The 26,101-nt window shown below is 64.6% G+C and carries 23 protein-coding genes; 5 read left to right on the forward strand and 18 right to left on the reverse strand.

Going from position 1 to position 26,101, the window contains the following annotated elements; genetic code table 11:
• The first annotated feature begins 133 nt into the window (after nt 1-133).
• The 5 genes from V6U71_RS05965 to V6U71_RS05985 all read left to right on the forward strand — a co-directional run bounded on the left by V6U71_RS05965 (nt 134) and on the right by V6U71_RS05985 (nt 6,110).
• Complete coding sequence (locus V6U71_RS05965; protein ID WP_054587132.1) at nt 134-715, forward strand: TetR/AcrR family transcriptional regulator; 582 nt, start codon at nt 134-136, stop codon at nt 713-715.
• 33 nt (nt 716-748) lie between these two features.
• The gene (locus V6U71_RS05970; RefSeq protein ID WP_149037589.1) at nt 749-1,882 is read left to right on the forward strand and encodes a hypothetical protein; all 1,134 of its coding nucleotides are present in this window, start codon (nt 749-751) and stop codon (nt 1,880-1,882) included.
• A gap of 720 nt (nt 1,883-2,602) precedes the next feature.
• A complete protein-coding gene (gene istA, locus V6U71_RS05975) occupies nt 2,603-4,117 on the forward strand; it encodes an IS21 family transposase (protein ID WP_068878314.1) in 1,515 nt (504 codons plus the stop codon).
• A complete protein-coding gene (istB, locus tag V6U71_RS05980; RefSeq protein ID WP_031304487.1) occupies nt 4,104-4,832 on the forward strand; it encodes an IS21-like element helper ATPase IstB in 729 nt (242 codons plus the stop codon). Before istA ends, istB begins: the two co-directional genes overlap by 14 nt.
• Before the next feature lie 252 nt (nt 4,833-5,084).
• Nucleotides 5,085-6,110, forward strand: coding sequence for an IS110 family transposase (locus tag V6U71_RS05985; RefSeq protein WP_058537102.1), 1,026 nt, complete (start codon nt 5,085-5,087; stop codon nt 6,108-6,110).
• 216 nt (nt 6,111-6,326) lie between these two features.
• On the opposite strand, the gene V6U71_RS05990 is transcribed toward V6U71_RS05985, so the two are convergent.
• From V6U71_RS05990 to V6U71_RS06075, 18 genes are all read right to left on the reverse strand, one after another.
• A complete protein-coding gene (locus tag V6U71_RS05990) occupies nt 6,327-6,653 on the reverse strand; it encodes a HipA N-terminal domain-containing protein (protein ID WP_411341385.1) in 327 nt (108 codons plus the stop codon).
• A 1-nt stretch (nt 6,654) separates the two neighbouring features.
• A complete protein-coding gene (locus tag V6U71_RS05995) occupies nt 6,655-6,903 on the reverse strand; it encodes a helix-turn-helix domain-containing protein (protein ID WP_411341386.1) in 249 nt (82 codons plus the stop codon).
• Nucleotides 6,904-7,358: 455 nt separating this feature from the next.
• Entirely contained in the window at nt 7,359-7,529 is a 171-nt protein-coding gene (locus tag V6U71_RS06000) for a hypothetical protein (protein WP_411341387.1), read from the reverse strand.
• Nucleotides 7,522-8,307 carry a uroporphyrinogen-III C-methyltransferase gene (gene cobA / locus V6U71_RS06005; RefSeq protein ID WP_411341388.1) on the reverse strand — a complete coding sequence of 262 codons (786 nt, stop codon included), beginning with the start codon at nt 8,305-8,307 and terminating at the stop codon, nt 7,522-7,524. Before cobA ends, V6U71_RS06000 begins: the two co-directional genes overlap by 8 nt.
• Nucleotides 8,297-10,894, reverse strand: coding sequence for a molybdopterin-dependent oxidoreductase (locus V6U71_RS06010; protein WP_411341389.1), 2,598 nt, complete (start codon nt 10,892-10,894; stop codon nt 8,297-8,299). Before V6U71_RS06010 ends, cobA begins: the two co-directional genes overlap by 11 nt.
• Nucleotides 10,894-11,238, reverse strand: a complete 345-nt coding sequence (nirD, locus tag V6U71_RS06015; protein ID WP_411341390.1) for a nitrite reductase small subunit NirD — start codon at nt 11,236-11,238, stop codon at nt 10,894-10,896. The genes V6U71_RS06010 and nirD overlap by 1 nt, the downstream gene beginning before the upstream one ends.
• Entirely contained in the window at nt 11,235-13,712 is a 2,478-nt protein-coding gene (gene nirB, locus V6U71_RS06020) for a nitrite reductase large subunit NirB (RefSeq protein ID WP_411341391.1), read from the reverse strand. Before nirB ends, nirD begins: the two co-directional genes overlap by 4 nt.
• Nucleotides 13,712-14,914, reverse strand: a complete 1,203-nt coding sequence (locus V6U71_RS06025; RefSeq protein ID WP_411341392.1) for a hypothetical protein — start codon at nt 14,912-14,914, stop codon at nt 13,712-13,714. Before V6U71_RS06025 ends, nirB begins: the two co-directional genes overlap by 1 nt.
• A 2-nt stretch (nt 14,915-14,916) precedes the next feature.
• Nucleotides 14,917-16,152 carry a nitrate/nitrite transporter gene (locus V6U71_RS06030; RefSeq protein ID WP_411341393.1) on the reverse strand — a complete coding sequence of 412 codons (1,236 nt, stop codon included), beginning with the start codon at nt 16,150-16,152 and terminating at the stop codon, nt 14,917-14,919.
• Between the two features lie 259 nt (nt 16,153-16,411).
• Nucleotides 16,412-17,623: a CmpA/NrtA family ABC transporter substrate-binding protein gene (locus V6U71_RS06035; protein WP_411341394.1), complete on the reverse strand. Its 1,212-nt coding sequence runs from the start codon at nt 17,621-17,623 to the stop codon at nt 16,412-16,414.
• Entirely contained in the window at nt 17,620-18,201 is a 582-nt protein-coding gene (locus tag V6U71_RS06040; protein WP_411341395.1) for an ANTAR domain-containing response regulator, read from the reverse strand. The genes V6U71_RS06035 and V6U71_RS06040 overlap by 4 nt, the downstream gene beginning before the upstream one ends.
• Nucleotides 18,202-18,368: 167 nt before the next feature.
• Nucleotides 18,369-20,735: a TonB-dependent receptor gene (locus V6U71_RS06045; RefSeq protein ID WP_411341396.1), complete on the reverse strand. Its 2,367-nt coding sequence runs from the start codon at nt 20,733-20,735 to the stop codon at nt 18,369-18,371.
• A gap of 96 nt (nt 20,736-20,831) precedes the next feature.
• On the reverse strand, nt 20,832-21,827 hold the full coding sequence (locus V6U71_RS06050; RefSeq protein ID WP_411341397.1) for a YeiH family protein: 996 nt from the start codon (nt 21,825-21,827) through the stop codon (nt 20,832-20,834).
• Nucleotides 21,828-21,838: 11 nt separating this feature from the next.
• Nucleotides 21,839-23,137, reverse strand: a complete 1,299-nt coding sequence (locus V6U71_RS06055) for an MFS transporter (RefSeq protein WP_411341398.1) — start codon at nt 23,135-23,137, stop codon at nt 21,839-21,841.
• A 45-nt stretch (nt 23,138-23,182) separates the two neighbouring features.
• Nucleotides 23,183-23,566 carry a carboxymuconolactone decarboxylase family protein gene (locus V6U71_RS06060; RefSeq protein WP_411341399.1) on the reverse strand — a complete coding sequence of 128 codons (384 nt, stop codon included), beginning with the start codon at nt 23,564-23,566 and terminating at the stop codon, nt 23,183-23,185.
• The gene (locus tag V6U71_RS06065; RefSeq protein WP_411341400.1) at nt 23,563-24,147 is read right to left on the reverse strand and encodes an RBBP9/YdeN family alpha/beta hydrolase; all 585 of its coding nucleotides are present in this window, start codon (nt 24,145-24,147) and stop codon (nt 23,563-23,565) included. The genes V6U71_RS06060 and V6U71_RS06065 overlap by 4 nt, the downstream gene beginning before the upstream one ends.
• A 15-nt stretch (nt 24,148-24,162) precedes the next feature.
• The gene (locus V6U71_RS06070; protein WP_411341401.1) at nt 24,163-25,227 is read right to left on the reverse strand and encodes a 3-keto-5-aminohexanoate cleavage protein; all 1,065 of its coding nucleotides are present in this window, start codon (nt 25,225-25,227) and stop codon (nt 24,163-24,165) included.
• Between the two features lie 22 nt (nt 25,228-25,249).
• Nucleotides 25,250-26,098, reverse strand: coding sequence for a TauD/TfdA dioxygenase family protein (locus V6U71_RS06075; protein ID WP_411341402.1), 849 nt, complete (start codon nt 26,096-26,098; stop codon nt 25,250-25,252).
• Nucleotides 26,099-26,101: the final 3 nt, after the last annotated feature.

Raw genomic sequence — 26,101 nt, forward strand, 5'->3', positions numbered from 1 at the left:
ACGGACCGACACTGCTCTAATGTCCGAAATGGGGTGGAAAGCGGACGGTTGCGGTCGGAATGATGTGGTTAGGATGTAAAGATGCAGGGGAAACAATTTCCCATCTCCTAGTTGTCTGGCTATTCTGGCCTCCATGCTGGTGGATGAAAAGGACGCAGGGGGACGAAGGCTGTCTACTGCCGACGCAACACGCGCTCGCATTTTGACCTCCGCTCAGCACGCGTTTTCCTCGCGGGGTTATGGGGACGTGGGCCTGAGAGCGATTGCCGCGATGGCCGGTTGCGACACGACCCTCATTCAACGCTACTTTGGACCCAAGGAGCGTCTATTCGAGCGTGCGCTGGCAGAGACACTCAACGTGGGGCCACTTCTCGACGGACCGCGCGAGACCTTCGGAGCACGAGCCGCCGCCTTTTTTGGGCGTGAACGCGGCACCGACGTTCAACCCGTCCAAATGCTGATCTTTGCAACGTCCGACCCCACTTCGCGCGCCATCGCACTTCGTCTCATGGAACAGCAGGTTGTGCAGCCAATCGCCGATTGGTTGGGCGGTTCTGCTGCGAGGAAACTGGCGGTTCGCATATCAATGATCTGTAGCGGATATTTTTTGTACAGCCGCATACTCAACCTAGAGCCCGAAACCGCTGATGCTGGTGACATGACAGATCAATGGTTAGCCGAACAACTGCAGATGGTTGTCGAAAGCTCCCACTAGCCACGCTCCCCACATGCGCTTATGTCCACACCTGTGGACACGATTCGTGTGGCGAACAAAGTTGGGGAGAATGCGAAAATGAGAGCCATCGAATTTAACATCGATGTGACGCCCGCTGTCGAACTTGGGGAGGACGCGCACATAGCCGTCACCGTGACGCTGCCCGATCCCTCAACCATGCCGTCCCCACCTATCGTTTGCTTTGCCAAACCCGGCGGTGGTTATTCCCGCGGTTATTACACGGTTGATCTACCCGGTCCCGCTCGCGGCGCGCAGGCGGATTGGCACGCACAGCGCGGCTGGATTTTCGTCTCTGTCGATCATCTCGGCGTCGGTGACTCCAGCATCCACGACGCCGCAAAACTCGACTATACGACGACGGCCGCCGCCAATATGGCGGCAGAGACGGAAATATTGCGTCTTCTGGCCGAGGGCGCATTAGTCGAGGAATTTCCAAAGATTATCGATCCGGTCAAAATCGGTATCGGCCAATCGATGGGAGGCTGTCTGACTATCATCCAGCAGGGACGCTACCACTGCTACGACGGCATTGCAGTGCTCGGCTATTCAGCGGTGCATACTCATCCACCCGTGCGCCCTGGGACAGAACCGATTGTCGCGCCATGGCTGCCACGCGACACGCTGCTTCACGGCGCTGTTCCCGTTGTGGTGAACGCGGGGGCCGTCCAGCGCTTCAAAAGCAAGATGGCAATAGGGGGGGATGCCGCTTCAGCGGTAGCCGAGCATCCGATGCTATGGGGATTTCATTTCGCCGACGATTATGATGCCGAAATGAAATCAATCGCGCTGGTCGACCTTGCGCGGTTCTTTCACATCCATGACCCAGCCAGACAAGTGGGCGTCGTCTGCCAACCGTGGGGATCATTAACGACGCCAGGAGCGGTAGCTCAGAGTTGCCTAACGCCAGGAGCGGTTGCGCCTGAGGCTGCTGCAGTCACCGTGCCGGTGCTCGTCGGGATGGGTGAACGAGACACGACAGCGGATGTGCCAGGTGAGCCTCGCGCTTATCGATCATCACCCTCTGTCGACATCTTTGTCTGCCCACGGATGAGTCACATGCATAACTTTGCAGCCACGCGCGGCTTGTTTTGGGAGCGTATCGCTCGATTTGCCGATTGGGCCGCTTTCTACAAGATGAGCAGATAAGGCGCGTCCCAATGAGTGCCGGATATGATGAAGCGCCGCTTACGGTCCGCAATTGGTCGTTTCCTGCCATGAGGCTAATTTCCGCTTAGGTGCTGCCCAACCTCTCCGCTAGTTTCAACTTAATGACCGCACTTTATGGGCGCGGCTTCTTTTGTCCGGTTGACTCAATTCTCGCGAAGCATATCATTCTACAAAAGAGCTTCCTCTTGCGTAGCCATACCTAGAGGACGGAAAGGCCTCGCTCCACCGGCGGGGCCTTTTTGCTCTCCTTGATCGGCAACCGATCCCGCATTCCAGCGTTACCCGACCGCGCCCGTCCTCCTGTCTTCTGATGGGCGCTGGGCTAAACTGATCCCCGCCGGGCAAACGTCTCTCCGGCGGGGATTTTTAAAGCAACCGAACCCGACATCACGCGTTCCCCCATCGCTCCTCCAAAGCACCGAGCCGGATCGCTGTTAGCAGTCTTCTCGACGATCCGCTCCGACCCCGCCCGGCCTCGTGTCTGGCGGGGTCTTTGGTGTGCGCGAACGATAATACTCTCAATTTGAGGATTGTTTCGCTTGCCAACCGTCCGATGATAACCGACGCTTGCTCTGGCTGGTCGGTGAGGATCAGCGTGCAATAGGCACCCCCTTCGTGGGGTGATCGGCGTGCAAAAAGGACCCCTTCATCCCGGGGATTTAGTCGGCCGACTGGTTTTGATCAGTTGGCGAGAACGGGATGTTGATCGTGGAGACAGTGGTTCGGATTCGGCGTGAGCATGCAGCGGGTAAGGCGATCAAGGCGATCGCTCGTGACCTTCGTTTGTCGCGGAAGGTCGTCCGCAAAGCGATCCGGTCGCCGGAGGCGGCGTTCAACTATCAGCGCAAAGTCCAGCCTTTACCGCGGATTGGCCCCTATCAGGAACGGCTCGATGTGCTTCTCGAGGAGAACGAGGCGCGAGGTCGCCGCGACCGGCTGCGGATGACGCGTATCCATGATCTGCTTGCGCGTGAAGGGTTCGAAGGTTCCTATGACGCGGTGCGCCGCTATGCGGCGCGCTGGCGTGCTGCGCGTCGGAAGGATGCCGGCGAAGGTGCACCGGCGTTCATCCCGATGACCTTCCAGCCCGGCGAGGCCTACCAGTTCGACTGGAGCCATGAGGATGTGGAGATCGCCGGCAAGCCGATGCGGATAAAGGTTGCGCACGCTCGTCTCTGCGCATCGCGCACGCCTTATGTCCGGGCCTATCCGCGTGAGAGCCAGGAGATGCTGTTCGATGCCCATGCTCGGGCGTTCGCTTTCTTCGGCGGCGTGCCCCGGCGCGGTATCTACGATAATATGAAGACGGCGGTGACGAGCGTGTTCACCGGCAAGGAGCGCGTGTTCAACCGCCGCTTCCTGATCATGACCGATCATTACATGGTCGAGCCGACGGCCTGCTCACCAGCAGCGGGATGGGAGAAGGGCCAGGTTGAGCAGCAAGTCCAGACGATCCGGGGCCGCTTCTTCCAGCCGCGGCTTCGGTTCGCCAGCCTGGCCGAGCTCAACGGGTGGCTGGAGGCGGAGTGCCGACGCTGGGCCGAGCATCACGCCCACCCCGAGCGCAGCGACATCACCGTCGCCGAGGCGCTGGAGATGGAACGACCGGCCCTGCAGCCGATCCTGGCACCGTTCGACGGCTTCCATGAGAGCGAGCATGCCGTCACCGGCACCTGCCTCATCAGCTTCGATCGGAACCGCTACTCGGTCATGTCGACGGCCGCGCGCCGGACCGTGCAGGTGCGTGCCTATGCCGATCGTATCGTCATCCGTTGCGGCGAAGAGATCGTCGGGGAGCATGAGCGCCACTTCGGTCGGAACCGCACCATCTACGATCCTTGGCATTATCTGCCGGTCCTCGCGCACAAGCCCGGCGCGCTCCGTAACGGGGCGCCGTTCCAGGACTGGGATCTGCCGCCCGCGTTGCATCGATTACGGCGAAGGCTCGGCACCGGGGACGAGGCGGATCGCAGGTTCGTGCGGGTCCTCTCGGCGGTGCTCACCGATGGCCTGGAGCCGGTAGAGGCTGCCGTGCGCGAAGCGTTGGCGAACGGAACGGCCAGCGACGAGCTGATCCTCAACATCCTCTCCCGGCGCCGCGAGCCGGCGACACCCCACAGCATCGTCACTTCGGAAGACCGGATGCTGCAGCATCCTCCGCTCGCCGACTGTGCCCGCTATGATCTGCTGCGAGGCTATGATGCAGCGGCATGATATGATCGACACGATGCGCGGCCTCGGACTCAAGGGCATGGCGGCGGCGTTCGACGAGGCGGTCACCACCGGCCTCCAGCGCAAGCGCACCACCATGGAGATACTGACCGACCTGCTCCGTGCTGAGGCGACCCACCGGGATGCAGCCTCCATCCGCTATCGGATGACGGCTGCGAGGCTGCCCGTGGTGAAGGACCTGGAGCGGTTCAGCTTCGAGGGCACACCGATCAATGAGGAGATGATCCGCTCCCTTCACGATGGCTCCTTCCTCCCGCCTCGCCGCAATATCGTGCTGGTCGGCGGCACGGGGACAGGCAAGACCCACCTCGCCATCGCGATCACCGCCAATGTCGTGCGAAGGGGCGCTCGCGCCCGCTACTTCAACACCGTCGATCTGGTGACACGCCTCGAAGAGGAGACCCGGATCGGCAAAGGCGGGACCCTGGCGGCGCAGCTGTCGCGGCTCGACCTGATCGTGCTCGACGAGCTCGGTTATCTGCCGTTCGCCCGCTCGGGAGGGCAGTTGCTGTTCCACCTCATCAGCAAGCTTTATGAGCGGACCAGCGTCATCATCACCACGAACCTCGCCTTCGGCGAATGGCCGACCGTGTTCGGCGATCCCAAGATGACCACGGCGCTGCTCGACCGCGTCACCCACCACTGCGATATCGTCGAGACGGGCAACGACAGCTGGCGCTTCAAAAACCGCAGCTGACAGCCACCTTCGGCGCCTTCAAAAATCTATCTTGCGCTGCGCGCGCCTCCGGTCGGGCTACGCCCGCCCTCCGCCGCACGCAGCGCAAGGCCATCTTCAACAAACCAGCATCATATTATCCGAAAAGGGGGTCCCTCTTCGACGCCGATCGGGGGTCCCTTTTGAACACGATGACGTAATTGCTGCCGTTGTTCCCATTGGGGCGCGACAGCTGCAGGGTACGAGAAATCATCGTAACGGAGGAGCATCGCCATGAAGCACTATGTCGGACTGGACGTGTCGCAAAAGGAAACGTCGATTTGCATCGTCGATGAGGCAGGACGGCCCATTCACCAGGGCCGGGTGAAATCCGATCCGGGCGTGCTGGCGGCGGTCATCTCCAGGAAAGCTCCCAATGCCGAACGCGTCGGTCTTGAAACTGGCGCCATGTCGAGCTGGCTCTGGCATGAACTCAAGCGCACCGGTTTGCCCGTGGTCTGCATCGATGCGCGTCACGCCCATGCGGCCCTGTCCGTTCGCATGAACAAGAGCGACGAGAATGATGCTCGAGGCCTGGCGGAACTCGTCCGAGTCGGCTGGTATCGAGAGGTTGCCGTCAAGAGCGAGGAAAGCCAGACTGCGCGATCCATCCTCGTGTGTCGATCCCGATTGGTGCGAGTCCGACGCGATCTGGAAAATCAGATGCGCTCTATGCTTAAGGAATGCGGCTTGCTCTTTCCACGCGCAGCCGGCGGGCAGTTCCAACGGCGGGTCAACGACCTCATCGCCGATGGCCATGCTCTCGGCTCCATTCTTCGCCCGCTGCTATCCGTGCACAAGCAAACCTGCGGCGAGCTGGAAAGGATCGATCGAACCATTCGCCAGCTTGCGCGTGAGGATGAAACGACGCGGCGGCTGATGACCGTGCCAGGCATTGGCGTCGTCACGGCCCTGACATATCGTCACACGATCGACGACCCGACGCGCTTCCAGAATGCGGCAAAGGTCGGCGCTTATCTCGGGCTCACGCCCCGCCGAAAGCAATCGGGTGAAATGGACGTAACGGGAAAAGTCTCGCGCTGGGGCGACCGGCTGTTGCGCACCTATTTGTTCGAGGCGGCCAGCGTGCTGCTTCATCGAACCAAGCGGTGGTGCTCGCTTAAGGCGTGGGGGCTGCGGCTTGCAAAGCGAAGTGGCATGAAGAAAGCGCAGGTCGCCGTTGCCCGAAAACTCGCTATCATCCTTCATTGCATCTGGGTGGATGGAACCGAGTTCGAATGGGGGAAACGGCCTGCCTGACCGTCATACCTACCCTGAAATTGCAGGACTGACGCCAGACCTGTGATGATCCACCGGGACGGTGGTTGCGGTGACCTCGTTCAAACGGCTGCGGACTTCCAGGACCGCGTTGCGCACGTTGAGGCACCCGACCCGGACATCATCATGAGGCCATGACCTCGAAAAGGACCATGACCCCGGTTCGGATCAATACACAGGCTTGACAGAAACCCGCAATTAAAGGGCCGTTTGACAACAGTCGCGACCAATCTGTTCGAGTAGGCTGTAGGCGTCGGTCCCTGCAGCGCCGGTGCGCTCGGCAACACGCCTCCGGATATTGCTGTTATCGGGAAGGAGATTGTCGAACACGGCGATGACAGGTGCGCCGCGGTAAATAATGCTTCGCAACGGGAGCGAGAGCGAAATCGCAAAACGATGTTCCCAGGCGAGCCAGCTTTCATCGTAGCGGAAGCTGATCGCGCCGCTCGTCTCTTTTTCCAGCTGGCCCGCAAGGCGCCCGTTTATCAGGACGTCGAGCGGGACATGCGTCTTCGTGCGCGCCATATCAGAAGATGTCACCGATGTTTTGCGCTGCCTTGGTGCGGACACTTATCTGCATGTTGAGTTCGAGCGCGGCGAGGACGAGGAGAAGCGTTTCGAGCTTCGTGCCGTCGCTGCCCTGCTCAATACTCGATATAGTCTTTTGGTGCTTTCCGATCATCTCGGCAAGCTGCTGCTGCGAGATGCCCTTGCGGACGCGGGCGTCCTGAATATAGGCGCCCAGCTGCTTAGCGGTTCGTACCATCTGGTTCATGCCGTGTCTCCGGGCTTCTATATACCCTCTAAGGTATAAATACGCAATATACCTCGCAGGGTATAATTTCCTGATATACCCTGTAGGGTATAGTCTGCACGAGGAAGCGAAAATTGAAGCTGGAACGGAAGGGTGTCGCTAGGAGAATATGCTGAGGATAGATTTGTCCCACGAGATCCCAAGGCGTTTGCTATTGAACCACAATGTCCGGTGAAGTGCCACGGCAGCCCAAGGTTCGATTTCTGAAAACTCGAATACCAATTTCCATTTTATTGATATAAAATAATATCTTACTGATAAAACTCGAATCCTGCTGCCCCTGCCAGGCCACCGTCCCAAGGGGACCCAGAGACGCCCAGCGCGTCCCACCAAAAAACAAGGAAATCAGCGGGTTACAGCATGGGCCAGTCCCAGCGCGTCCCGGCTGCCCCCCTTGCAGCCCAAGCCTGTTTTTGTCATTTTGTTGGTAGGAAATCGGGCCCTACCAACAGATTTCGCGCGCCGATCCCGGTTCGAATCCCGGCGCGCGAGAAAGGCAAAATCATGCTCAGCATCGCCAGCGCACCGTCGAAATCGATCGACGCGGCGCAGGGGCCTGTTGCCGGGAGTGCTTCATGCTTACTCATGTATCTGTCTTGCGTCGGTGGCCGAGGCAATGTGTGCAGCGCCGCCTTGCTCGATGGCATCGCCGACGAGGATCAGCGTTGGGGCATCCGCGGCAAACGATCCGGTCGCGAGTTCGAGAAGATCAAGACGCGTCGCCAGCCGGCGCTCGTCTGGTCCGCTGACATTGCAGGAGATCATCACGGGCATGGTTCCGGACATTCCCGCCCGCATCAGACCACGCATGATGTCACCGGCGGCGTCGCGACCCATATAGAAGGCAAGGGTCGATCCTCCGAACGCGAGCGAGCTCCAGTCGATGTCGAGCGCCGCACCGCGCTTGCTGTGTGCGGTGACGAAACGAACGTCACGTGCCACGCCGCGCAGCGAGAGCGATATCCCCGCCGATGCGGCAGCCGCGCAGGCTGCGGTGATACCGGGGCAGATGTGGGCCGCATAGCCTGCATTTTTCAGCGCGCTCACCTCTTCGGCGGAGCGGCCGAAGATCGACGGGTCGCCGCCCTTCAGGCGCACTACGCGCCTGCCGGCTGCGGCGGCGTCGACCAGCATCGCGTCGATCGCGCGCTGGTCCTTCGAATGGCGGGCCGACCGTTTGCCGACGCTGATCGCCTCGGTCCCGGCCGGGATCAGTGCGAGCACGCCGTCGCCGACAAGCGCGTCGTAAAAGACGATGTCGGCGCGCTCGATCAATCGCACCGCCTTCATCGTCAGAAGCTCGGGGTCGCCGGGGCCGGCGCCGACAAGCCATACCATTCCGGGTGCGAAATCGTCAGGCTGCATTGCTGGTCTCCTCGGTCAGGATGCGCGCGAGCGCGGGACGGCAAGAGCCGCAATTGGTTCCGGCGCCGAGCGCGCCGCCGATGGCTGCGACGTCGGCGAGTTTCTGGTCGCGGATCGCCGCGACGATCGTCTTCAGCCCGACGTCGAAGCAGACGCAGATCACCGGGCCGCGATCGACCTGTACGCCCGGCGCGCGGCCGGCGAGCAGAGTGGAGGCGACTTGTGGCGCGGATAGCTGCGCGATCAGCCAGTCGCGGGGGGGCAGTTCGCCGGTTTCGGTGACGAAGAGCGCGCCGGCGAGGCGGCCGTTCGCGACGATGGCGACGCGCCGCGTGCCGCGCGCGGCGTCCTGTGCCTCGATGCGCTCGCCCTTGGGGAGCAGCGCCTCGATGGTCTTGAGGTCGCCATTGCCTGCGACCTCCCACATGACCCCCGCCGGCACCGCGACGCGCGTCGCCCACAGGCAGCGCGGGGTGTCGGCAAGTTCGCGGGCGAGGAGCAGGAAACCGCGCCATTTGGGGGTGACGGCGGCAATTGACGCGGGGGTGCGCTTGAACCCCGGCTGGCCTGACACCGGGTCGACGAGCGGACGCGGCAGCAGCCCGGTGCGGCCGCCGCTCGCCGTGCGGTCGGTCCAGTGGATGGGGACGAAGAGTTCGCCGGGACGCTGGCCGTCGCCGAACCGGACGCGGTAGAGGCTGTCGCCCTGCGGCGTGCCGACCCGCGCGAGCCCGCCGTCGGTCAGGCCGAGCCGAGCCCCGTCGGCGGGATGGACCTCGACCAGCGGTTCCTCGCGATGCCGCGCGAGCTTGGGGGCGAGGCCGGTGCGGGTCATGCTGTGCCATTGATCGCGGTAGCGGCCGGTGTTGAGGGTCAGCGGCCATTTGGCGAGCGGTTCGGGCAGCGGCTTCTGCGCGACGGGAATGAGCCGGGCGCGCCCGTCCGCGGTCGAAAAACGGCCATCCGCGAAGGGATGGTCGCCGCCCCAGCGAAAGGGCTCCATCGCGTCATAGGCGGCATTGCCGCCCTGCGCCTTGCCGGGGAGCGCGAACAGGCGCGCGCCGTCATTGTCATAGGTCGACAGGCGGCAATGCTCGCGCCAGATGTCGGCGGGGCGGTCATAGGCGAAGGCGGTCTTCCACCCCATCCGCCGCGCGACCTCCTTGACGATCCACCAGTCGGGCTTCGCTTCGCCGGGGAGCGGGAAAAGGGCGCGCTGGCGGCTGATCGTGCGGTCGCTGTTCGTGACCGTGCCGTCCTTTTCGCCCCATGCGGCGGCGGGCAGGCGGACGTGCGCAAAGGCGCCGGTATCGGTCTTTTCGGTCACGTCGCTGACGACGACGAAGGGGCAGGCGGCCAAGGCGTCGCGCACCCGGTTCGCGTCGGGCATCGACACCGCGGGGTTGGTCGCCATCACCCACAGCGCCTTGATCCGTCCCTCGCCGATCGCGCGGAACATATCGACGGCTTTCAGCCCCGGTTTTTCCGCCATCGTTGGTGCGGCCCAGAAGCGCTGGACGCGGTCGCGGTTTTCGGGCGCGAAATCCATATGCGCGGCGAGCGTCGAGGCGAGCCCGCCGACCTCGCGCCCGCCCATCGCATTGGGCTGGCCGGTGATCGAGAAGGGCGCCGCGCCGGGCTTGCCGATGCGGCCCGTGGCGAGATGGAGGTTGGTGATCGCATTGACCTGATCGGTGCCCGCGGTCGACTGGTTGACCCCCTGGCTGAACAGCGTGACGGTGCGCGGGGTCGCGGCGAACAGTTCATAGAAATGCCTGAGGTCGGCAGCGGGGACATCGCAGCTGCGCGCCACCGACCACAGGTCATTCCCCTCGCCAAGCTCGCCCCAGAAATCCTCGGGAACCGCGACATGCGCGGCGAGATAATCCGCGTCGACCAAGCCGGCCTCGCGGCAATGCTGGAGCAGGCCGTTCATCAGCGCGACGTCGCTGCCGGGGCGGATCGCGAGGTGCAGGTCGGCCTCTTCGGCGGTCTCGGTGCGGCGTGGGTCGATGACGACGAGCTTGGCGCCCGCCTCGCAGCGCGCCCGGATGCGCTGGTAGACGATCGGGTGGCACCAGGCGGTGTTCGATCCGACGAGGACGAACAGGTCGGCGGCGTCGAGATCGTCATAGGTCGCTGGCACGACGTCCTCGCCGAACGCGCGCATATGGCCGGCGACCGCGCTCGACATGCAGAGCCGCGAATTGGTGTCGATGTTCGCGGTGCCGATGAAGCCCTTCATCAGCTTGTTCGCGATATAATAATCCTCGGTGAGGAGCTGACCCGAGACATAGAAGGCGACGCTGTTCGGGCCGTGGCGGGCGATCGTCTCGCGGAATTTTTTCGCGACGAGATCGAGCGCCTTGTCCCAGCTTGTGCGCTTGGTGCCGATCATGGGCACAAGCAGGCGCCCTTCCAGCCCCACCGTTTCACCCAGATGGGTGCCTTTCGAGCAGAGGCGGCCACGGTTGGCGGGGTGATCGGGGTCGCCGGCGATCCCGACCGTCCGCTCGCCGGTCACCGCCGCGCGAATGCCGCAGCCGACGCCGCAATAGGCGCAGGTCGTGCGGACCGCCTCCGCCATTACGCCGCCGCCTTCAGCGTGCTCGCGCGGCAGATGAGGACGCGGCCGCCGTCGATCTTGACTGGGACCGTCGGAGTGCAGCCCTTGTCCTCGCCGAGCGCCTCGCCGGTCGACAGGCTGATCCGCCAGTTATGCAAGGGGCAGGCGACCGCGCCGCCATGGACGATGCCCTGAGACAGCCGCCCGTGCTTGTGCGGGCAGCGGTCGAGGAGGGCAAAGACCTTGCCCTCGGCGGTGCGGAAGAGCGCGATGTCGTCGCCGCCCTCGACCTGCACGGTGCGGCTGCCGCGCACGGGGATCTGGTCGACCCAGCCGATGTCGAGCCATGCTGCGGTGGTCGTCATGCCGGTTCCTCCTGCGGGGTGAAGCGCGCCATCGGCGCATGATGTTCGGCCTCGGCGCCCTCGGCGCGCTGCGCCCAGGGATCGTCCTGGCTGAAGCTTTGCGAATAGAGGAAGCGGGCGCGCAGCGCCTCGCGGCCCGGTTCGTCGTCGACGATGCGCGCGACGATATGCGCGAGCCCGACGCGCTCGATCCACGGCGCGGTGCGCTCGAGATAGCGCGCTTCTTCGCGGTAGAGCTGGATGAAGGCGGCGCAATAATCCATTGCCTCCTGCTCGGTCGCGACCTTGCAGAGCAGATCGGTGGCGCGGACGTGGATGCCGCCGTTGCCGCCGACATGGAGCTCGTAGCCGCTGTCGACGCAGACGACGCCGAAATCCTTGATCGTCGCCTCGGCGCAGTTGCGCGGGCAGCCCGACACCGCGATCTTGAATTTGTGCGGCATCCAGCTGCCCCAGCTCATCCGTTCGAGCTTGACGCCGAGCCCGGTCGAATCCTGCGTGCCGAAGCGGCACCATTCGGACCCGACGCAGGTCTTCACCGTGCGCAGCGCCTTGCCATAGGCGTGGCCCGAAACCATGCCTGCGGCATTGAGATCGGCCCACACCGCGGGCAGATCCTCCTTCCTGATCCCGAAGATGTCGAGCCGCTGGCCGCCGGTCACCTTGACCATCGGCGCGTTGTACTTTTCGACGACGTCGGCGATCGCGCGCAGCTCTTTGGGGTTGGTGAGCCCGCCCCACATCCGCGGGACGACCGAATAAGTGCCGTCCTTCTGGATATTGGCGTGGAGGCGCTCGTTGACGAAACGGCTCTGCTGGTCGTCGAGATAGTCGCCGGGCAGCGCGCAGAGCAGATAGTAATTGAGCGCCGGGCGGCACGAGGAGCAGCCATCGGGGGTCGTCCAGTGCAGCTTCTGCATCACCTCGGGGATCGAGCGCATATTCTGCGCGACGATCTCGCGCCGCACGTCGTCGTGGCCGAAGCTGGTGCATTTGCACATCGTCTTGGGCCCGCTCTGGACATCGTCGCCGAGGGTCAGCGCGAGCAGATTGTCGACGAGGCCGGTGCAGCTGCCGCAGCTCGCCGACGCCTTGCAGGTGCCGCGCACGGCGTCGAGACTGTGCGCGCCCTTGGCGATGCACGAGACGACCTGGCCCTTGGTAACGCCGTTGCAGCCGCAGATTTCCGCGTCGTCGGAAAGCGCCGCAACGACCGCCTTAGGGTCCGCCGCGCCGCCTCCCGCGGCGAAGGCCTGGCCGAAGATGAGCAGGTCGCGGAGGTCGGAGACGTCCTCCTGCTTCTTGAGCAGGTCGAAATACCAATTGCCGTCGACGGTATCGCCGTAGAGGACGGCGCCGACGATGCGGTCGTCCTTGACGATGACGCGTTTGTAGACGCCGCGGCTGGCGTCACGCAGCACGATATCCTCGCACCCGTCGCCGCCCGAAAAATCGCCCGCCGAAAAGACGTCGATGCCCGACACTTTGAGCTTGGTCGAGGTCACCGATCCGCGATAGCCGGTCGGCTGTTCGACGAGGCCGTCGGCGAGGCTGCGGCACATGTCCCACAGCGGCGCGACGAGGCCATAGACCTGCCCGTCATGTTCGACGCATTCGCCGACCGCGAGCACCGCGGGGTCGCTGGTGACCATATGGTCGTCGACCTGTATGCCGCGCCCGATCGCGAGGCCCGCGTCGCGGGCGAGTTGGGTCGACGGGCGGATACCGACCGCCATGACGACCAGGCTGGCGGGGATCAGCGTCCCGTCCTTGAGTTTCACGCCCTCGACCTTGCCGGTGCCAATGATCGCAGCGGTGTCGGCGCCGGTCAGGATCGTCTGGCCGCGCGCTTCGAGCGCCTGTTTGAGCAGCCAGCCGGCGGCCTCGTCGAGCTGGCGCTCCATCAAGGTCGGCATCAGGTGGATGACGGTGACCTTCATGCCGCGCAAGCTGAGGCCGTGCGCCGCCTCGAGCCCGAGCAGGCCGCCGCCGATCACGACGGCATCGCCGCCGGCATCCGCGGCGGCGAGCATCGTATCGACGTCGTCCATGTCGCGGAAGGCGATGACGCCGGGCAGATCCTTGCCGGGAACCGGGATGATGAAGGGATCGGAGCCGGTGGCGATCAGCAGCCGGTCATAGCTTTCGACGAGCCCGCTGCGCGTCGTCACCGTCCTGGCGGCGCGGTCGATCGCCGCGACGGGGTCGCCCGCGATCAGCGCGATGCCGTTGTCGGCGTACCAGCCCGCATCGTTGATCACGATGTCGTCGAAGCATTTCTCGCCCGCGAGGACGGGGGAGAGCATGATGCGGTTGTAATTGACCCGCGGTTCGGCGCCAAAGATCGTCACGCGGTAGCGGTTCGGATCGCGCGCGAGCAGTTCCTCGACCGCGCGGCAGCCGGCCATGCCGTTGCCGATCACGACCAGATGCTCGCGCGTGTCGGCGTCGGGTTTGAGGGGGCGGTGTTCCATCAGAGCATCCAGTCCAGTTGCAGCCAGAATTTGTCGGTATCGGTGGCGAAAGTGTCGGCGTCGTAGTGGGCGTAGCGGGCGGAGGCGGTGAATTTACCGAGCTTGGCGCTGGCGAGGAGGTCGATCTCGTCGCCGTAGGCGCGGCTGGCGCGGTCGCTGCGATAGTCGTGGTAGACCGCTTGCAGCATCACGGCCTTGAGCGGGCCGACCGCCTTCCAGCCCCAGCCGGCACTCGCATAAAGATCGCGCACGCCGTCGGGCGGGGTGGTGAGGAATTTGTCGGCCCAGCCTTGGAATTTGAACCCGGTGGCGAGCGGGGTCTGGAAGCTGGTGAGGGCGGTGCCGTCGCTCGCGCCCAGCACCTCATACCCCGCGCCAAGCCTCGGCCCGCCAAAGTCGATCGCGACATCGGCGAGATAATAGTCCGCCGCATAATCATTGGGATTGCGGTGCCAGTCGGATTGGCGGGCGTAGCTGAGCTGATACGCGATTTTCGCCTTGCCGAGCGGCTGGCTGCCATCGAGCCGGACGCCATAGCTCTGGCTCGACAGGCGGAAACCCTGCACCGCCGCTTCGTCCTGATCGACCAGATAGGCGAAGGCTGCGAGTTTTCCGGCCGGTGTCGCCACGCTGAGGTTGGCGAAGACATTGTCTCCCGACACCGCCTGCTGCCGCGCCCCCGTGCCGTCGATGCCCCAGATGGTGCGGACGCTCCAAGCGTAAGCGATGTCGGCCTTGACGCCCTTGATAGGCGTCACTTCGGCGCGCACCGCGTCGAAGCTTTGGCCGTTCTGGCGAAAGCCGACGCCGCCGACGAAGCGCTCGTCGTCATAGGCGAGGCGCTGACGCCCCGCAGTCACCGCGAAGGTCGGCGAGGCGTAGCGGAGCTGGGCGCGGGCGAGGGCGATATTGTCGGGATCGGCAACCAGCGGCCGGCTCGCGTTGCCGCGTAATCCGTCGAAATAATCGTCGATGAGTCCGAGATTACCCTGCCCTTCGACAAGCGCCGACCAGCGCCCGGCCTTCGCCTCGACCCCGGCGCGAACGCGCAGGGTCAGGGCGTTGGCGTCGGCGGCGAGGCCGTCCTGATCGACGCTTTCATAACGGAGCCGGGCTTCGCCGAGCGGCTTGAGGGTGACGTCCTGGGCGTGCGCCACCCCGGCCGGCGCCAGCGCCAGCAAGAGGATGAGGGTGCGGGTCATGGTTAGATCCGCACGCCTTCGGCCGCGCCCCAGGTCGCGCGCCACTGGCCCTTGACGAACATCAGCCCGATCAGCGCGACGACCGCCAGTCCCGCAAAGATGTAGAAGCCGGGGCCGAAGCTGCCGCTCCACTGCTTGGCGAAGCCGAGCGACGAGGCGAGGTAGAAGCCGCCGACGCCGCCCGCCATGCCGACGAGCCCGGTCATCACCCCGATCTCGGCCGCGAAGCGCTGCGGGACGAGCTGGAACACCGAACCGTTACCGGTGCCGAGCGCGAGCATCGCGATCACGAACAGGCCGAGTGCGGCGGGCAGATTTGCCGCTTGCGGCACTCCGGCGAGCGCCAGCGCCGCGACGACGAACACCATCATCAGCGCCTTGACCCCGCCGATGCGGTCGGCGAGCGCGCCGCCCATCGGGCGCACCAGCGACCCGGCAAAGACGCAGGCGGCGGTGCAATAGCCCGCCATCACCGGGGTCAGGTGGAACTGGTCGGTGAAATAGATGGGGAGCGAAGCGGCGAGCCCGACGAAGCCGCCGAAGGTCACCGAATAGAAGGCCATCAGCCACCAGGCGTCGGCACTCTTGAGCGGTTCGAAATAGTCGATCAGCTTCTTGGGCGCCGGCGCATTGGGCGCGTCCTTCGCCATCGCAAGATAGACGAAGAAGACGATCGTCAGCGGGATGCACGCGAGGCCGAGCACCGCGTTCCAGCCGAAGAGCTTGGCGAGCCCGGGCGCGAAGAGCGCGGCGAGTACGGTGCCCGAATTGCCCATCCCGGCCAGCCCCATCGCCTTGCCCTGATGTTCGGGCGGATACCAGCGGCTGGCGAGCGGCAGCGCGATCGCGAAGCTCGCCCCGGCAAAGCCGAGGATCACGCCGAGCGCGAGCGTGCCGGCAAAGCTGTGCACGCCCATCAGCCACGCGCTGAACAGTCCAGCGATGACGATAAGCTGGCTGATCGCGCCTGACCGCTTTGGTCCGATGCGATCGACAAGCAGGCCGTTGACGACGCGCAGCACCGCTCCTGCGAGCGTCGGCACCGCGACCATCAATCCTTTTTGCGCCGGAGTCAGGCCAAGGTCTTCCGAAATCGCGGGCGCCAACGGCCCGAGGATCACCCACACCATGAAAGCGAGGTCGAAATAGAGAAAGGCCGCCACCAGCGTCGGCCAATGCCCGCTGTTCCAGAAACCCGATCCGGGCGCCGTTCCGGCTGCTCCGCTTGCTGTCGTCATCGTCCGTCCCCTTGTGCGACGGGCAATAAAAAAGCCGCCAGGACGGCGGCCATGCGGGCGCATCCTGACGGCTTCATTGCCATGTCGGAATGTGGGAAAAGGCTTCCCACCCGCCTCGCGGACCGGCCCCCTCGTTGGAGCCGTCGCCGCTTTATCCTGCCCCGGCAGCCTTGCCGAGTGGTCTTAACCTGCCCGATTCGCCCCTTCGCCGCAAGGTGTTATTTCGCAGGTGCAGCATAAATTGGCGCGGCTCGGAAAATCATTCGAGTCCAGCCAGATAGCCTTGAATGTCGTCGGGATCGAAGGCGCGGCCGTCGAAAAAGCGGTCGCTGCCGAGGACAAGGCGGCCCTGTGTCGAACCCGCGCCGATCGGTTCGTCGAGCCCGCCTTCGAGCTTCGAGCTGGCGCCGGGCAGGGGAGCGCCGGAGCCGGCAAGCGCGGCGCGGTAGACATCCGGACGGAAGACATTGCTGGCCGCAGCGGCTGCGGCGTCGTCGAACGCCACATAGTCCCAGCGGACCATCTGCGAGTAGAGCCACGCGGCCTGGCTGCGCCACGGAAAATTGGCGGCCTCGCGATACTGGAACATGAAGTCGGGATAGTGGATCGGTTCGCCGCCGGGGACAAGCCGGATGCGGTCGGTGATTGCGCGCAGCACCGCATCGCGTGGCGCATCGAGATACTCGGGCCGCGCCAATATGTCGGCGCTTTCCTCGGCCACGCCGGGTTCGACAAAATGTGCGGCTGCGGCATGCAGCGAGCGCACCAACGCTTCGACCTCGCCACGGCGCTCTTCGAGTGCGGTCGCCCGCATCGTGAGCACCTTCTCGACGCCGCGGCGCCAGATTTGGGCGGTCGCAAGAGCGATGTGGCCGACGCCGTTATCGACCGCGATCGAGTTCCACGGCTCGCCGACGCAAATGCCATCGACCTCGCCTGCGGCGAGCGCATCGGCGGCGAAGGGGGGGCTGGTGACGACGATTTCGATATCCTGATCGGGACGAATGCCGACGCCCGCCAGCCAATAGCGCAGCATGTAATTGTGGCTGGAGTAACGATGGACGACACCGAAACGCAGCCGCTTGCCAACGGCCAGCCGGGCGTCGGCGATGAGCTTCATTGCAGTGCCGATCTTGACAGGATCGCCCAGCCCGTCGGCAAGACCGGTCTCCGCCGCAAGTTTCGCCGAGAAGGTGACGGCATTGCCGTTAAGCCCGAGCACAAAGGGAACCGCCAGCGGAACGGCCGGACGGTCGCGTCCGAGCGTGGTTGCGATGGCCAGCGGCGCGATCATGTGCGCGGCATCGGTATGGCCATAGAGCAGCCGGTCGCGGACCGTCGCCCAGGTCATGTCACGGACGAGTTCGAGTTTGATGCCCTCTGCTTCGGCGAAACCCAGTTCGTGCGCGAGGATCGGCAGCGCCGCGTCGACGAGCGGCAGGAAGCCGATGCGGAAGCTCTCGGCGGTCATTCCATGTCTCCCATCAGCGCTTCGCTGGTCACGATCGCCTCGGCAATTTCCGAAATCCGGCGGTTCGTGCGCATCGCCTGCCCGCGAAGCAGGGCATAAGCCCCCGGCTCGTCGATCTGGCGGCGTTTCATCAGGATCGCCTTCGCCTTGTCGATGACCGCGCGTTCGGCGAGCGCGGTCTTGGCGTCGTCGAGTTCGCGCTGGAGGCGTGAGAAGGCCTGAAAACGGCGGACGGCGAGTTCGATCACCGGTTTGATCCGCTGCTTTGACAGGCCATCGACGACGTACGCCGATACGCCGGCGTCGATCGCTGCGCCGGTGGCCTCGGCATCGCTCTGATCGACGAACATCGCGATCGGCCGCGCGAGCGCGCGTGACATCGCGAAGAAGTCTTCGAGCAGGTCGCGGCTCGGGTTTTCAAGGTTTATGAGTACGACTTCGGGGGCTGCTGCTTCGATCTGCGCGGCGAGCGGTCCGACGGGATCGATGATCACGAGATCGTCGAGGCCCGCTTCGCGCAAACCGTCGGATATGACGGCCGCTCGCCCGGCGCTGGTGTCGATGATCGCGATCCTCATGGTCGCGCCTTTACGCTGCAGCGCACAAATCTGCCAGAGACTTTGTCTGTGGCGACATAATCAGCGTCTCGCGTGCTCGCTTGGCGAAACAGGCTGACAAAAGCGAACAGCCTCTAACGGGCCAGACGGCGACGGGCTTCGGAAGAAGCCGCGTCGCCATGCTATGATCAGAACCGGATTGTTCCGCTGATTCCGTAGGTCCTCGGCTCGTTGGCCTGAATACGGTTCGCCGTGCTCCCCGGGAAGGCGCCGTTGTTCAGGCCGAGAGCGGCACCAAGCGGCTGATAGACAGCCAACGGGCGATAATGGGTGTTGGTGAGGTTACGCGCGAAGACGGCGAGCGACCAGCGATCGTCCCGGCCGCTCAGAGACAGTCGAGCTCCGAGAACGGCATAGCCGTCGGCAATCGACTGCGGATTGGCGTCGTTGACGGTGCCGACATATTGGTCGGAGACGAAGGCGACGTTCGCATTGGCGGCCCAGGTGAGGTCGCTCGATCCGATATCGCCGTTCCAGTCGACCGCGAGGCTGCCCGACCAAGCGGGTGAGAAGCTGTTGGGCTTGCCGGTCAGATCCTGCGTGCCGCCGATGCCGGGCAGGCCCGAGGCGTTGGCAAAATCGGTGAATTTGGAGTCGAGATAGGCGAGCGAGCCCGAGACCGAGAAACGATCGCTCGGCGCGAGGACGAGATCGAGCTCGAAACCCTGCTGGCGGAGGTTGCCGGCGTTGCGGACGACGAAGCTGACCCCGTCGAAGGCGCGATCCTGGAAGCCCGCAATGTCCATGCGATAGAGGGTGAGGTTGGCGGTCAGAGCGCGGTCGAGCCAACTCGACTTGATGCCGAGTTCGTAATTCTTCACCGTCTCGCGGTCGAACACGCGGCGTGTCGAGATCAGGTTGCTCTGCGGGTCGAAGGTCGAGAGCGACGGCACGCCGCCGCCCGAATTATAGCCGCCCGACTTGTAGCCGGTCGAATGGGTAGCGAAGAGCATCACGTCATCGGCTGGCTTGTAGTTCAGGCTGACGCGATAGGTGAAGCGGCTTTCCGAAAGACCCGGATAGGTCAGTACCTCGGGCGCGCGGATCGTCTGGGTGAAGGGGCTCGAAACCTGCGAATAGCTGCCGCGCTTGCGGTCGTTGGTCCAGCGGCCGCCGAGCGTCAGCGTCAGCGCGTCGGAGATATAGACATTGCCCTGCGCATAGGCGGCGATGCTCCGCACCTTCTGATACACGTCCTGATCGGTTGCCGCGATCCCGCCGGTGCTCGCATAGTAGGCGGCGCAGGCGGCGCGGCCGGGGCCGGCGGGGACGAGGACGTTGCAATATTGCGTGTCCATGTTGAGCTGTTCACCAAGGGCAAATTTCTCTTCAAAATAATAGAGCCCCGCGACCATATCGAAATGGCCGCCCAGCCATTCGCGTTCGGGCGAAATGAATTGCAGTTCGTGGTTCTGGCTGCCTGAATCGAATAGGCTACGCCGTGTCGCGAGCGGGACGGGCAAGAAGACAATATCGCCATCGAGCTGGTCGTTGGTCCATTTGCGATAGCTGTTGATCAGCCGCAGCGTCGATCCGCCGGCGATGTCGAGCGAGGCGGTGCTCGACACGCCCCAATTCTTGTCCACCAGCCCCGACGCAACCGACTGGTTCATCACGCGGTCGCCCAGGTTGGTGTCGGGTCCGCCGCTGAAGGCGGCCTGCAGGAAGGCGAGGCGCGCGGGCGTCACCGAAGCTGGGTCGAAGTCGAAATTGACGACGCCGTCGCCGTCTAGGCGCGTGAAGTCGCCGCGGACGATCCATTCGACATTGCCGAACTCGGCCTTCACCGTCCCGCGCACCGCGACATCGTCCGATCCGCCATAGGTCTTGCCGTCGAAGACGTTCTTCCACGGACCGTCATACCATTGACCCATCGCCGCAACGCGCGCCGACATATTCTCGCCGAGCGGGACGTTGATATGGCCCGACAGCTTGTAGCGGTCGAACGAGCCGGCTTCGGCCGACACTTCGCCGGAAAATTCGTTGCGGGGAAGGGCGCTGCGGATCGACAGCGCGCCGACGCTGGCGTTGCGGCCGAACAGCGTTCCCTGCGGCCCGCGCAGCACCTCGACCCCGTCGATGTCGAGGAAGGCGCCGAGGATTGCGCCCGAGCGCGGGACATAGACACCGTCCATGAACACCGCGACGCTGGGTTCGATCAGCGTGTTGGCGAGGCTGCCGACGCCACGGATGCCGATGCGCGTCGAACCGGTGTTCGATGAGCGCACCGTCTGGAAATTGGTCGCGACCCGGCCGAGGTCCATGACGGTCAGGATATTCGCGGTTTCCATCGTCTCGCCGCTGACCGCAGCGATCGAGATGGGCACGTCCTGGATATTCTCGGCACGCTTCTGTGCCGTGACGACAATGACGTTCCCCGAATCCTCGGTAGCGGTATCGTCGACGGGAGCTTCCTGCGCCGCGACGGGTGATGCCGCGAGCGCGGTTGCGAGGGCAAAGGGCGTGGCCCAGAGGTACGGACGGATGTTGGTCATTTTCGGCTTCCTCCCAATTGTATTTTGAGGAGGTGCTAAAGGCGCTCAGCGCCCGATATTTCACATTTCACGACAGGTTTTTTGCAATGCGCGCCATCATGCAGCGATTGTGAGCCAGCCGAGCACCATCGCGGCGAGCAGGATGGTTTCGCCGATCATCAGCGCGACCGGCTTCCAGCCGACCTGCACCAGATCGCCGAGGCGCGTCTTCATGCCGATCGCTGCGATCGCGGTGACGAGGCACCAGCGCGATAGGGTGTTTCCTGCATCGGTGAGCGTTGTTGGCAAGGTGACGAGGCTGTTTAGCGCGACCAGTGCGACGAAGGCGACGACGAACCAAGGCAATAACGGCGGGCGCTCGCCGCCCGCAGCACCGGCTGCACGCCGACTGATCTGCCCGGCGACGAGGATGACGGGTAGCAGCATCGCGACGCGCAACAATTTGACAATCGTCGCGGTATCTCCCGCGTCGGGCGAGATGGCGTAGCCGGCGCCGACGACCTGCGCGACGTCGTGGATCGTCGCGCCGATGAAGATGCCGGCGGCATGGTCGCCGAGCCCCAGCGCGCGCGTGATCAGCGGATAGATCACCATGGCTGTCGTCGACAGCGCCGATACTCCGATGACGGTGAACAGGGTTGCCTGTTCCTTCCGATCGTTCGGGGGGAGCGCCGCCGATAACGCCATGGCCGCCGAGGCGCCGCAGATTGCGGTCGCCCCGCCCGACAGGAAGCCGAACAACGGGTTGAACCCCATCGCCCGCGCTGCGAATGTCGAGATCAGGATCGTCGCCGCGACGAGCGTCACGACCATGACCACCGGGCCCCAGCCGAGCGCCGATACCTGATCCCACCCGATCCGGAAGCCGAGGAGCGCAACGCCGATCCGCATCAGCCCCTTCGCTGCGAAATCGATCCCGGCCTTGCCGCGCGGCGCTTCGGTGACGAAGTTGAGCGCCATGCCGAGCAGCAGCGCATAGAGCATGACCGGCGCGTCATAGTGTTCGGAGAGGAAGGTCGCGGTCGCAGCGACGACGAGCGCGACGGCAAGGCCCGGCGCCGGATCGGCGACGCGCGCAACGATTGAACGCATATGATGGGTTCCTAAGGTTGTGAGGCGACCACTTGCAGGTCGGCGAGATAGCTGCGCCGCGCGGCGAGGAAGATCAGCGCGGCGATGACGGCCGCGACCGGCAGGAAGCGGAGCGCATCGAGCAGGCCGATCGCATCGGCGATCCGTCCGGTCGCGATCGGGCCCGGTGCGAGCCCTAGAAGGTTGTGCGCAAGCGTCAGCGTGGCGAACGCTGAGCCGTGGAGCGCGGCGGGGGTCAGGTTCGCGACCATTGCTCCGGCGGGTCCGGTCGTCCCGGCGACGAGGAACATGGCGATGCCGAGCAAAACCAGTTGCGGCAGTCCGGGCGGCAGCATCAACGCGAGACAGAGCGCGACCGCGCTACCGAAGCCATAACCCGATGCGAGGAGGATCTTGCGGTCGGGATGGCCCTGCGCGGCACGATCGCTCACCATGCCGCAAAATATCATGCCGCAACCGCAGATGAGCAGGAACAGCGCTGCCATGCGTCCGGCGGCATCGACGGGCATTGCATAATAGCGGTTGAAATAGCTCGGGAGCCATGCGGGAAGCGCGCCGGCGGCGAAAAGCTGAACGCCGCTTGCGCAATAGGCGAGCCGTACGCTGCGATTGGCGAAGAGCGCGCGCAGCGAAGTGCGCGGCGCGGCGCCGGGTCCATGGGCTTTCGGCGCGGTCGATCCGGCGATTTCCGCGATCCGCTTTTCGCGAACTACCAGCGGATAGAGGATTGCGAGCGCGAGACCGCCAACCCCGATCACGGCGAAGGCCGCCCGCCAGCCGTGGCTCGCGGCGATCTCGCCGCCGATCGCGACGCCGAGCACCTGGCCAAACAACCCGCCCGCCATGAAGGCGGCCGACAGCGTCGCGCGCAGCCGCTGGGGGAAGACGCTGATCACAACCGCGATGCCCACGCTGCCATAGGCCGCCTCTCCGACACCGACCATCACCCGGCCGACGAGCATCTGCGAATAGCTGGTTGCGACCGCGCAAAAGAGCGTCGCAAAGCTCCACAGTGCCGCCATCAGCGCGAGGCTGCGCACGCGCCCCCAGCGGTCGGCGGCCAGCGAGAGCGGGAAGGTCAGGAGCCCGACCATCAGCGCGACGACCCCCGACAGCAGCCCGAGCTCGGCGTCGCTCAGCGCCCATTCGGCCTTGAGCAGGGGAAAGACGGCATTGAGTACCTGCCGCGCCATATAGTCGGAGATGAGCAATCCGAAGCTCAGCGCGAAGACGATCCAGCCATAGAACGTCGTATCGCGTGGGCCGGCCGGCGCGACGGCCGGATTCGTCGCGGGTGCCATTACCGCCATGACCGCCTCCTGTGCTTCGTTCGAGGATGGGCGGGCGGTCGCATGTCAGTCCGCCCCGCTGTCGGTCATCGTCAGTCCGCGCGCTTTCATTTCCTCGACCAGCATCGGCGCGCCGAGCGCCACCGAATGCAATCCGAGGACGGCGACGGCCTCAAGCACCGCCATCACCTCCTCGGGGGTCGCGCCCTTGTCGAGCGCGGCGGCGATATGGCGGCGCGTGCCGGGCGCATACATATGGGTGCACGAGGCATCGACCGCGATCGCCAGAAATTCGTAGATTTTGGGGTCGAGGATGCCGCGCCGCAACGGCAGCGTTCCCGCAGCGAGGAAGGTTTCGAGCCATTCGGGATCGAGCGACGCCATCTCGTCCCATGCGGCGTTCCATTGACCGCCTGCACGCATGGCATCGCTGACCGGGGTCGCGCTCATTGGATGGTGCTCCGCGCATGATCGTCGAGGCGGTCGAGTAGCCTGGATAGTTCGGACCACGGACCGTAGCCCGCCGCCGGGTTGAGGTGCCCCACATCCTCCGCGTCGTACAGCGCCGCGCCCCAGGCGTCGGCAAAGCCAGCCACGCGGTCGAACGCCGCGAGCGGATCATTGCGGCTCGCGACGACGATGGCGGGGAAGGGCAGCGCCTTGCGTGGAATCGGGAACCAGCCGCCCGCCTTCAGCGCCTCGGGTTCGGGATAGCCCGCGGGCAGCGGATTCTCGATATCCGCGGGGGTGACGAGCAGCGCCGCGCGAATTGCTCGCGTCGGCGCGAGCGCCCAATGCACGGTCGTCAGGCATCCGGCGCTATGCGCGACGATCACCACGTTGCCGGGGATGGCGCGGAGAGCGGCGTCGAGCGCCGCGACTTGTCCGGCGCGGCTCAGTCTGTCGCCGGCGAGCGGCGCGACCGTGACCGCGCCCGGAATATCCCGGGCAGCGTGGGTCTGCCAATGATCCTCGACATGATCCCGCAGGCCGGGAACGAAAAGGATCGTCGTGTCGCCGCCGAAAGCCATCGCCGCTCTCCCGCCTCAGGCCGCGTAGCGCAGCGGCAGCGCGCGCTGGCCGGGCTGGCGGTTGGGCGCCATGCCGTTCCGGGCGAGCGTTTCCTCGACCGAATTAAATTGCACGCCAATCTTGTAGATTTCGCGCGCTTCCTTCGCGGTCGCGACCTCGCGGCCGAGTTCCTTCGCGATGCGGACGATCTGCTCGATCCCCTGCACCGAGGTCATCTTGTTGCCGTGCTGGTCATAGAGCGTGTCCTCGATGCCGCAGCGGACATGCTGGCCGAGACACATCGCCATGACATTGACCGGCAGCACATGGCGCATCAGCGTTTCGAGCGTCACGGTCGAGCCGTCGGGGGCGCGGCGGATGAACTCCATGAAGTTGTTCGGGTTCGGGCCGTCGAAACCGCCGCCGATGCCGACCCACGTCAGGTTGAGCGGCCCCTTGTAGAACCCGCGGCGCACGAGCCGCTCGACGGTTTCGAGGTCGGGCATGCAAGTGAGCTGGAAATGCGGCTGGATGCCCGCTGCGGTCAGGTGACGCAGATGGTCTTCGACCCACTGCGGCCCCGCCGGCACGACCATCTCGCGATAGGCCTGATACAGTGCGGGATTGGCGAGCGACGTCTGGCGATATTCCTCGTCGGTCATCAGATCCATGATGTTCATCTGGGTCGTGTTGACCGCGATGGTGACCTGATCAGGCGCGGGCTTCAGTTCGGCGAGCATATGGCGGACTTCGTCCGACAGCCATTTCGCCTCGGCGCCGTCTTCTTCGCTTTCGGGCGCGAACGAGATCGAGCCACCGACCTGGATGATCATGTCGGGAACGCGCGCGCGGACCCCGGCGATAAGCTCGTTGAATTTCGACAGGCGTTTCGAACCCGTGCCATCCTCTTCGCGAACATGCATGTGCAGCACGGTCGCGCCGGCGTTGTAGCAATCGACCGCCTTCTGGATATGCTCCTCCATGGTGAGCGGGATATCTTCGGGGAAATCGTCGGGATGCCATTCGGGGCCATAGGGTGCCACGGTGATCACCAGCTTGTCCTGCGTTTCGGGAAGCAGGCTGTCGTCGAGAAATTGCATCGTCTCTCTCCTTGTTCGATTGTTAAAAGGGGCGGTCGCCGACTATCCCCGCGCGCTCCATGCGGCGGATCGTCGGCGGATAATCCATGACGGCATAATGCTGGGTCGACCGGTTATCCCAGATCGCGATGCTGTTCGGCTGCCAGCGCCAGCGCACCTGATATTCGGGAATCGCCGCGCGGCCGATCAGATAGGCGAGCAGCTGGCTCGCGCCCGGCGCATAATCCTGCCCATAGCGGACGTTTTCGGCGGTGTGGTAATTGGTGAAATGCGTCGTGAAGCCGTTGACGAACAATATCTTCTCGCCCGTTTCGGGGTGGGTGCGCACGACCGGATGTTCGGCATCGGGGAAGCGTGCCTTCAGCGCATGGCGCTGATCCTCGGTCATGCGTGCGCCGAAGCTTGCCTCGATCGAATGGCGGGCCTTCAAAGGCGCGATGATCGCCTTCACATGCTCGGGCAGGTCGGCATAGGCTTTCGCCATATTGGCCCACATCGTATCTCCGCCGACCGGCGGACAGGCGACGCAGCGCAGCACCGCGCCCATCGGCGGCGCGTCGCGCCAGGTCGCATCGCAGTGCCAGCTATTCTCATAATAGTCGGGCGGTGAGGTCTCGTCCTTGTAGATCTGGACGAGGCCCGGATGCTCGGGGTCGCTACCGATCACCGGATGATCCTCGAGCGCGCCGAAGCGGCTGGCGAAGGCGACATGGTCGGCGCGGGCGATGTCCTGATCGCGCAGGAACAGGACCTTGTGGTCGAGCAGCGCGGCGCGGATTTCGGCGAACAGATCGTCGCTTCGCGCTGCGTCGGCTAGGTCGAGCCCTCTGACCTCGGCGCCGATATGGGTGGTGAGCTTCTCGATCTTCATGAC

The sequence above is a fragment of the Sphingopyxis sp. J-6 genome, assembly GCF_046603995.1.
Classification (GTDB): domain Bacteria; phylum Pseudomonadota; class Alphaproteobacteria; order Sphingomonadales; family Sphingomonadaceae; genus Sphingopyxis.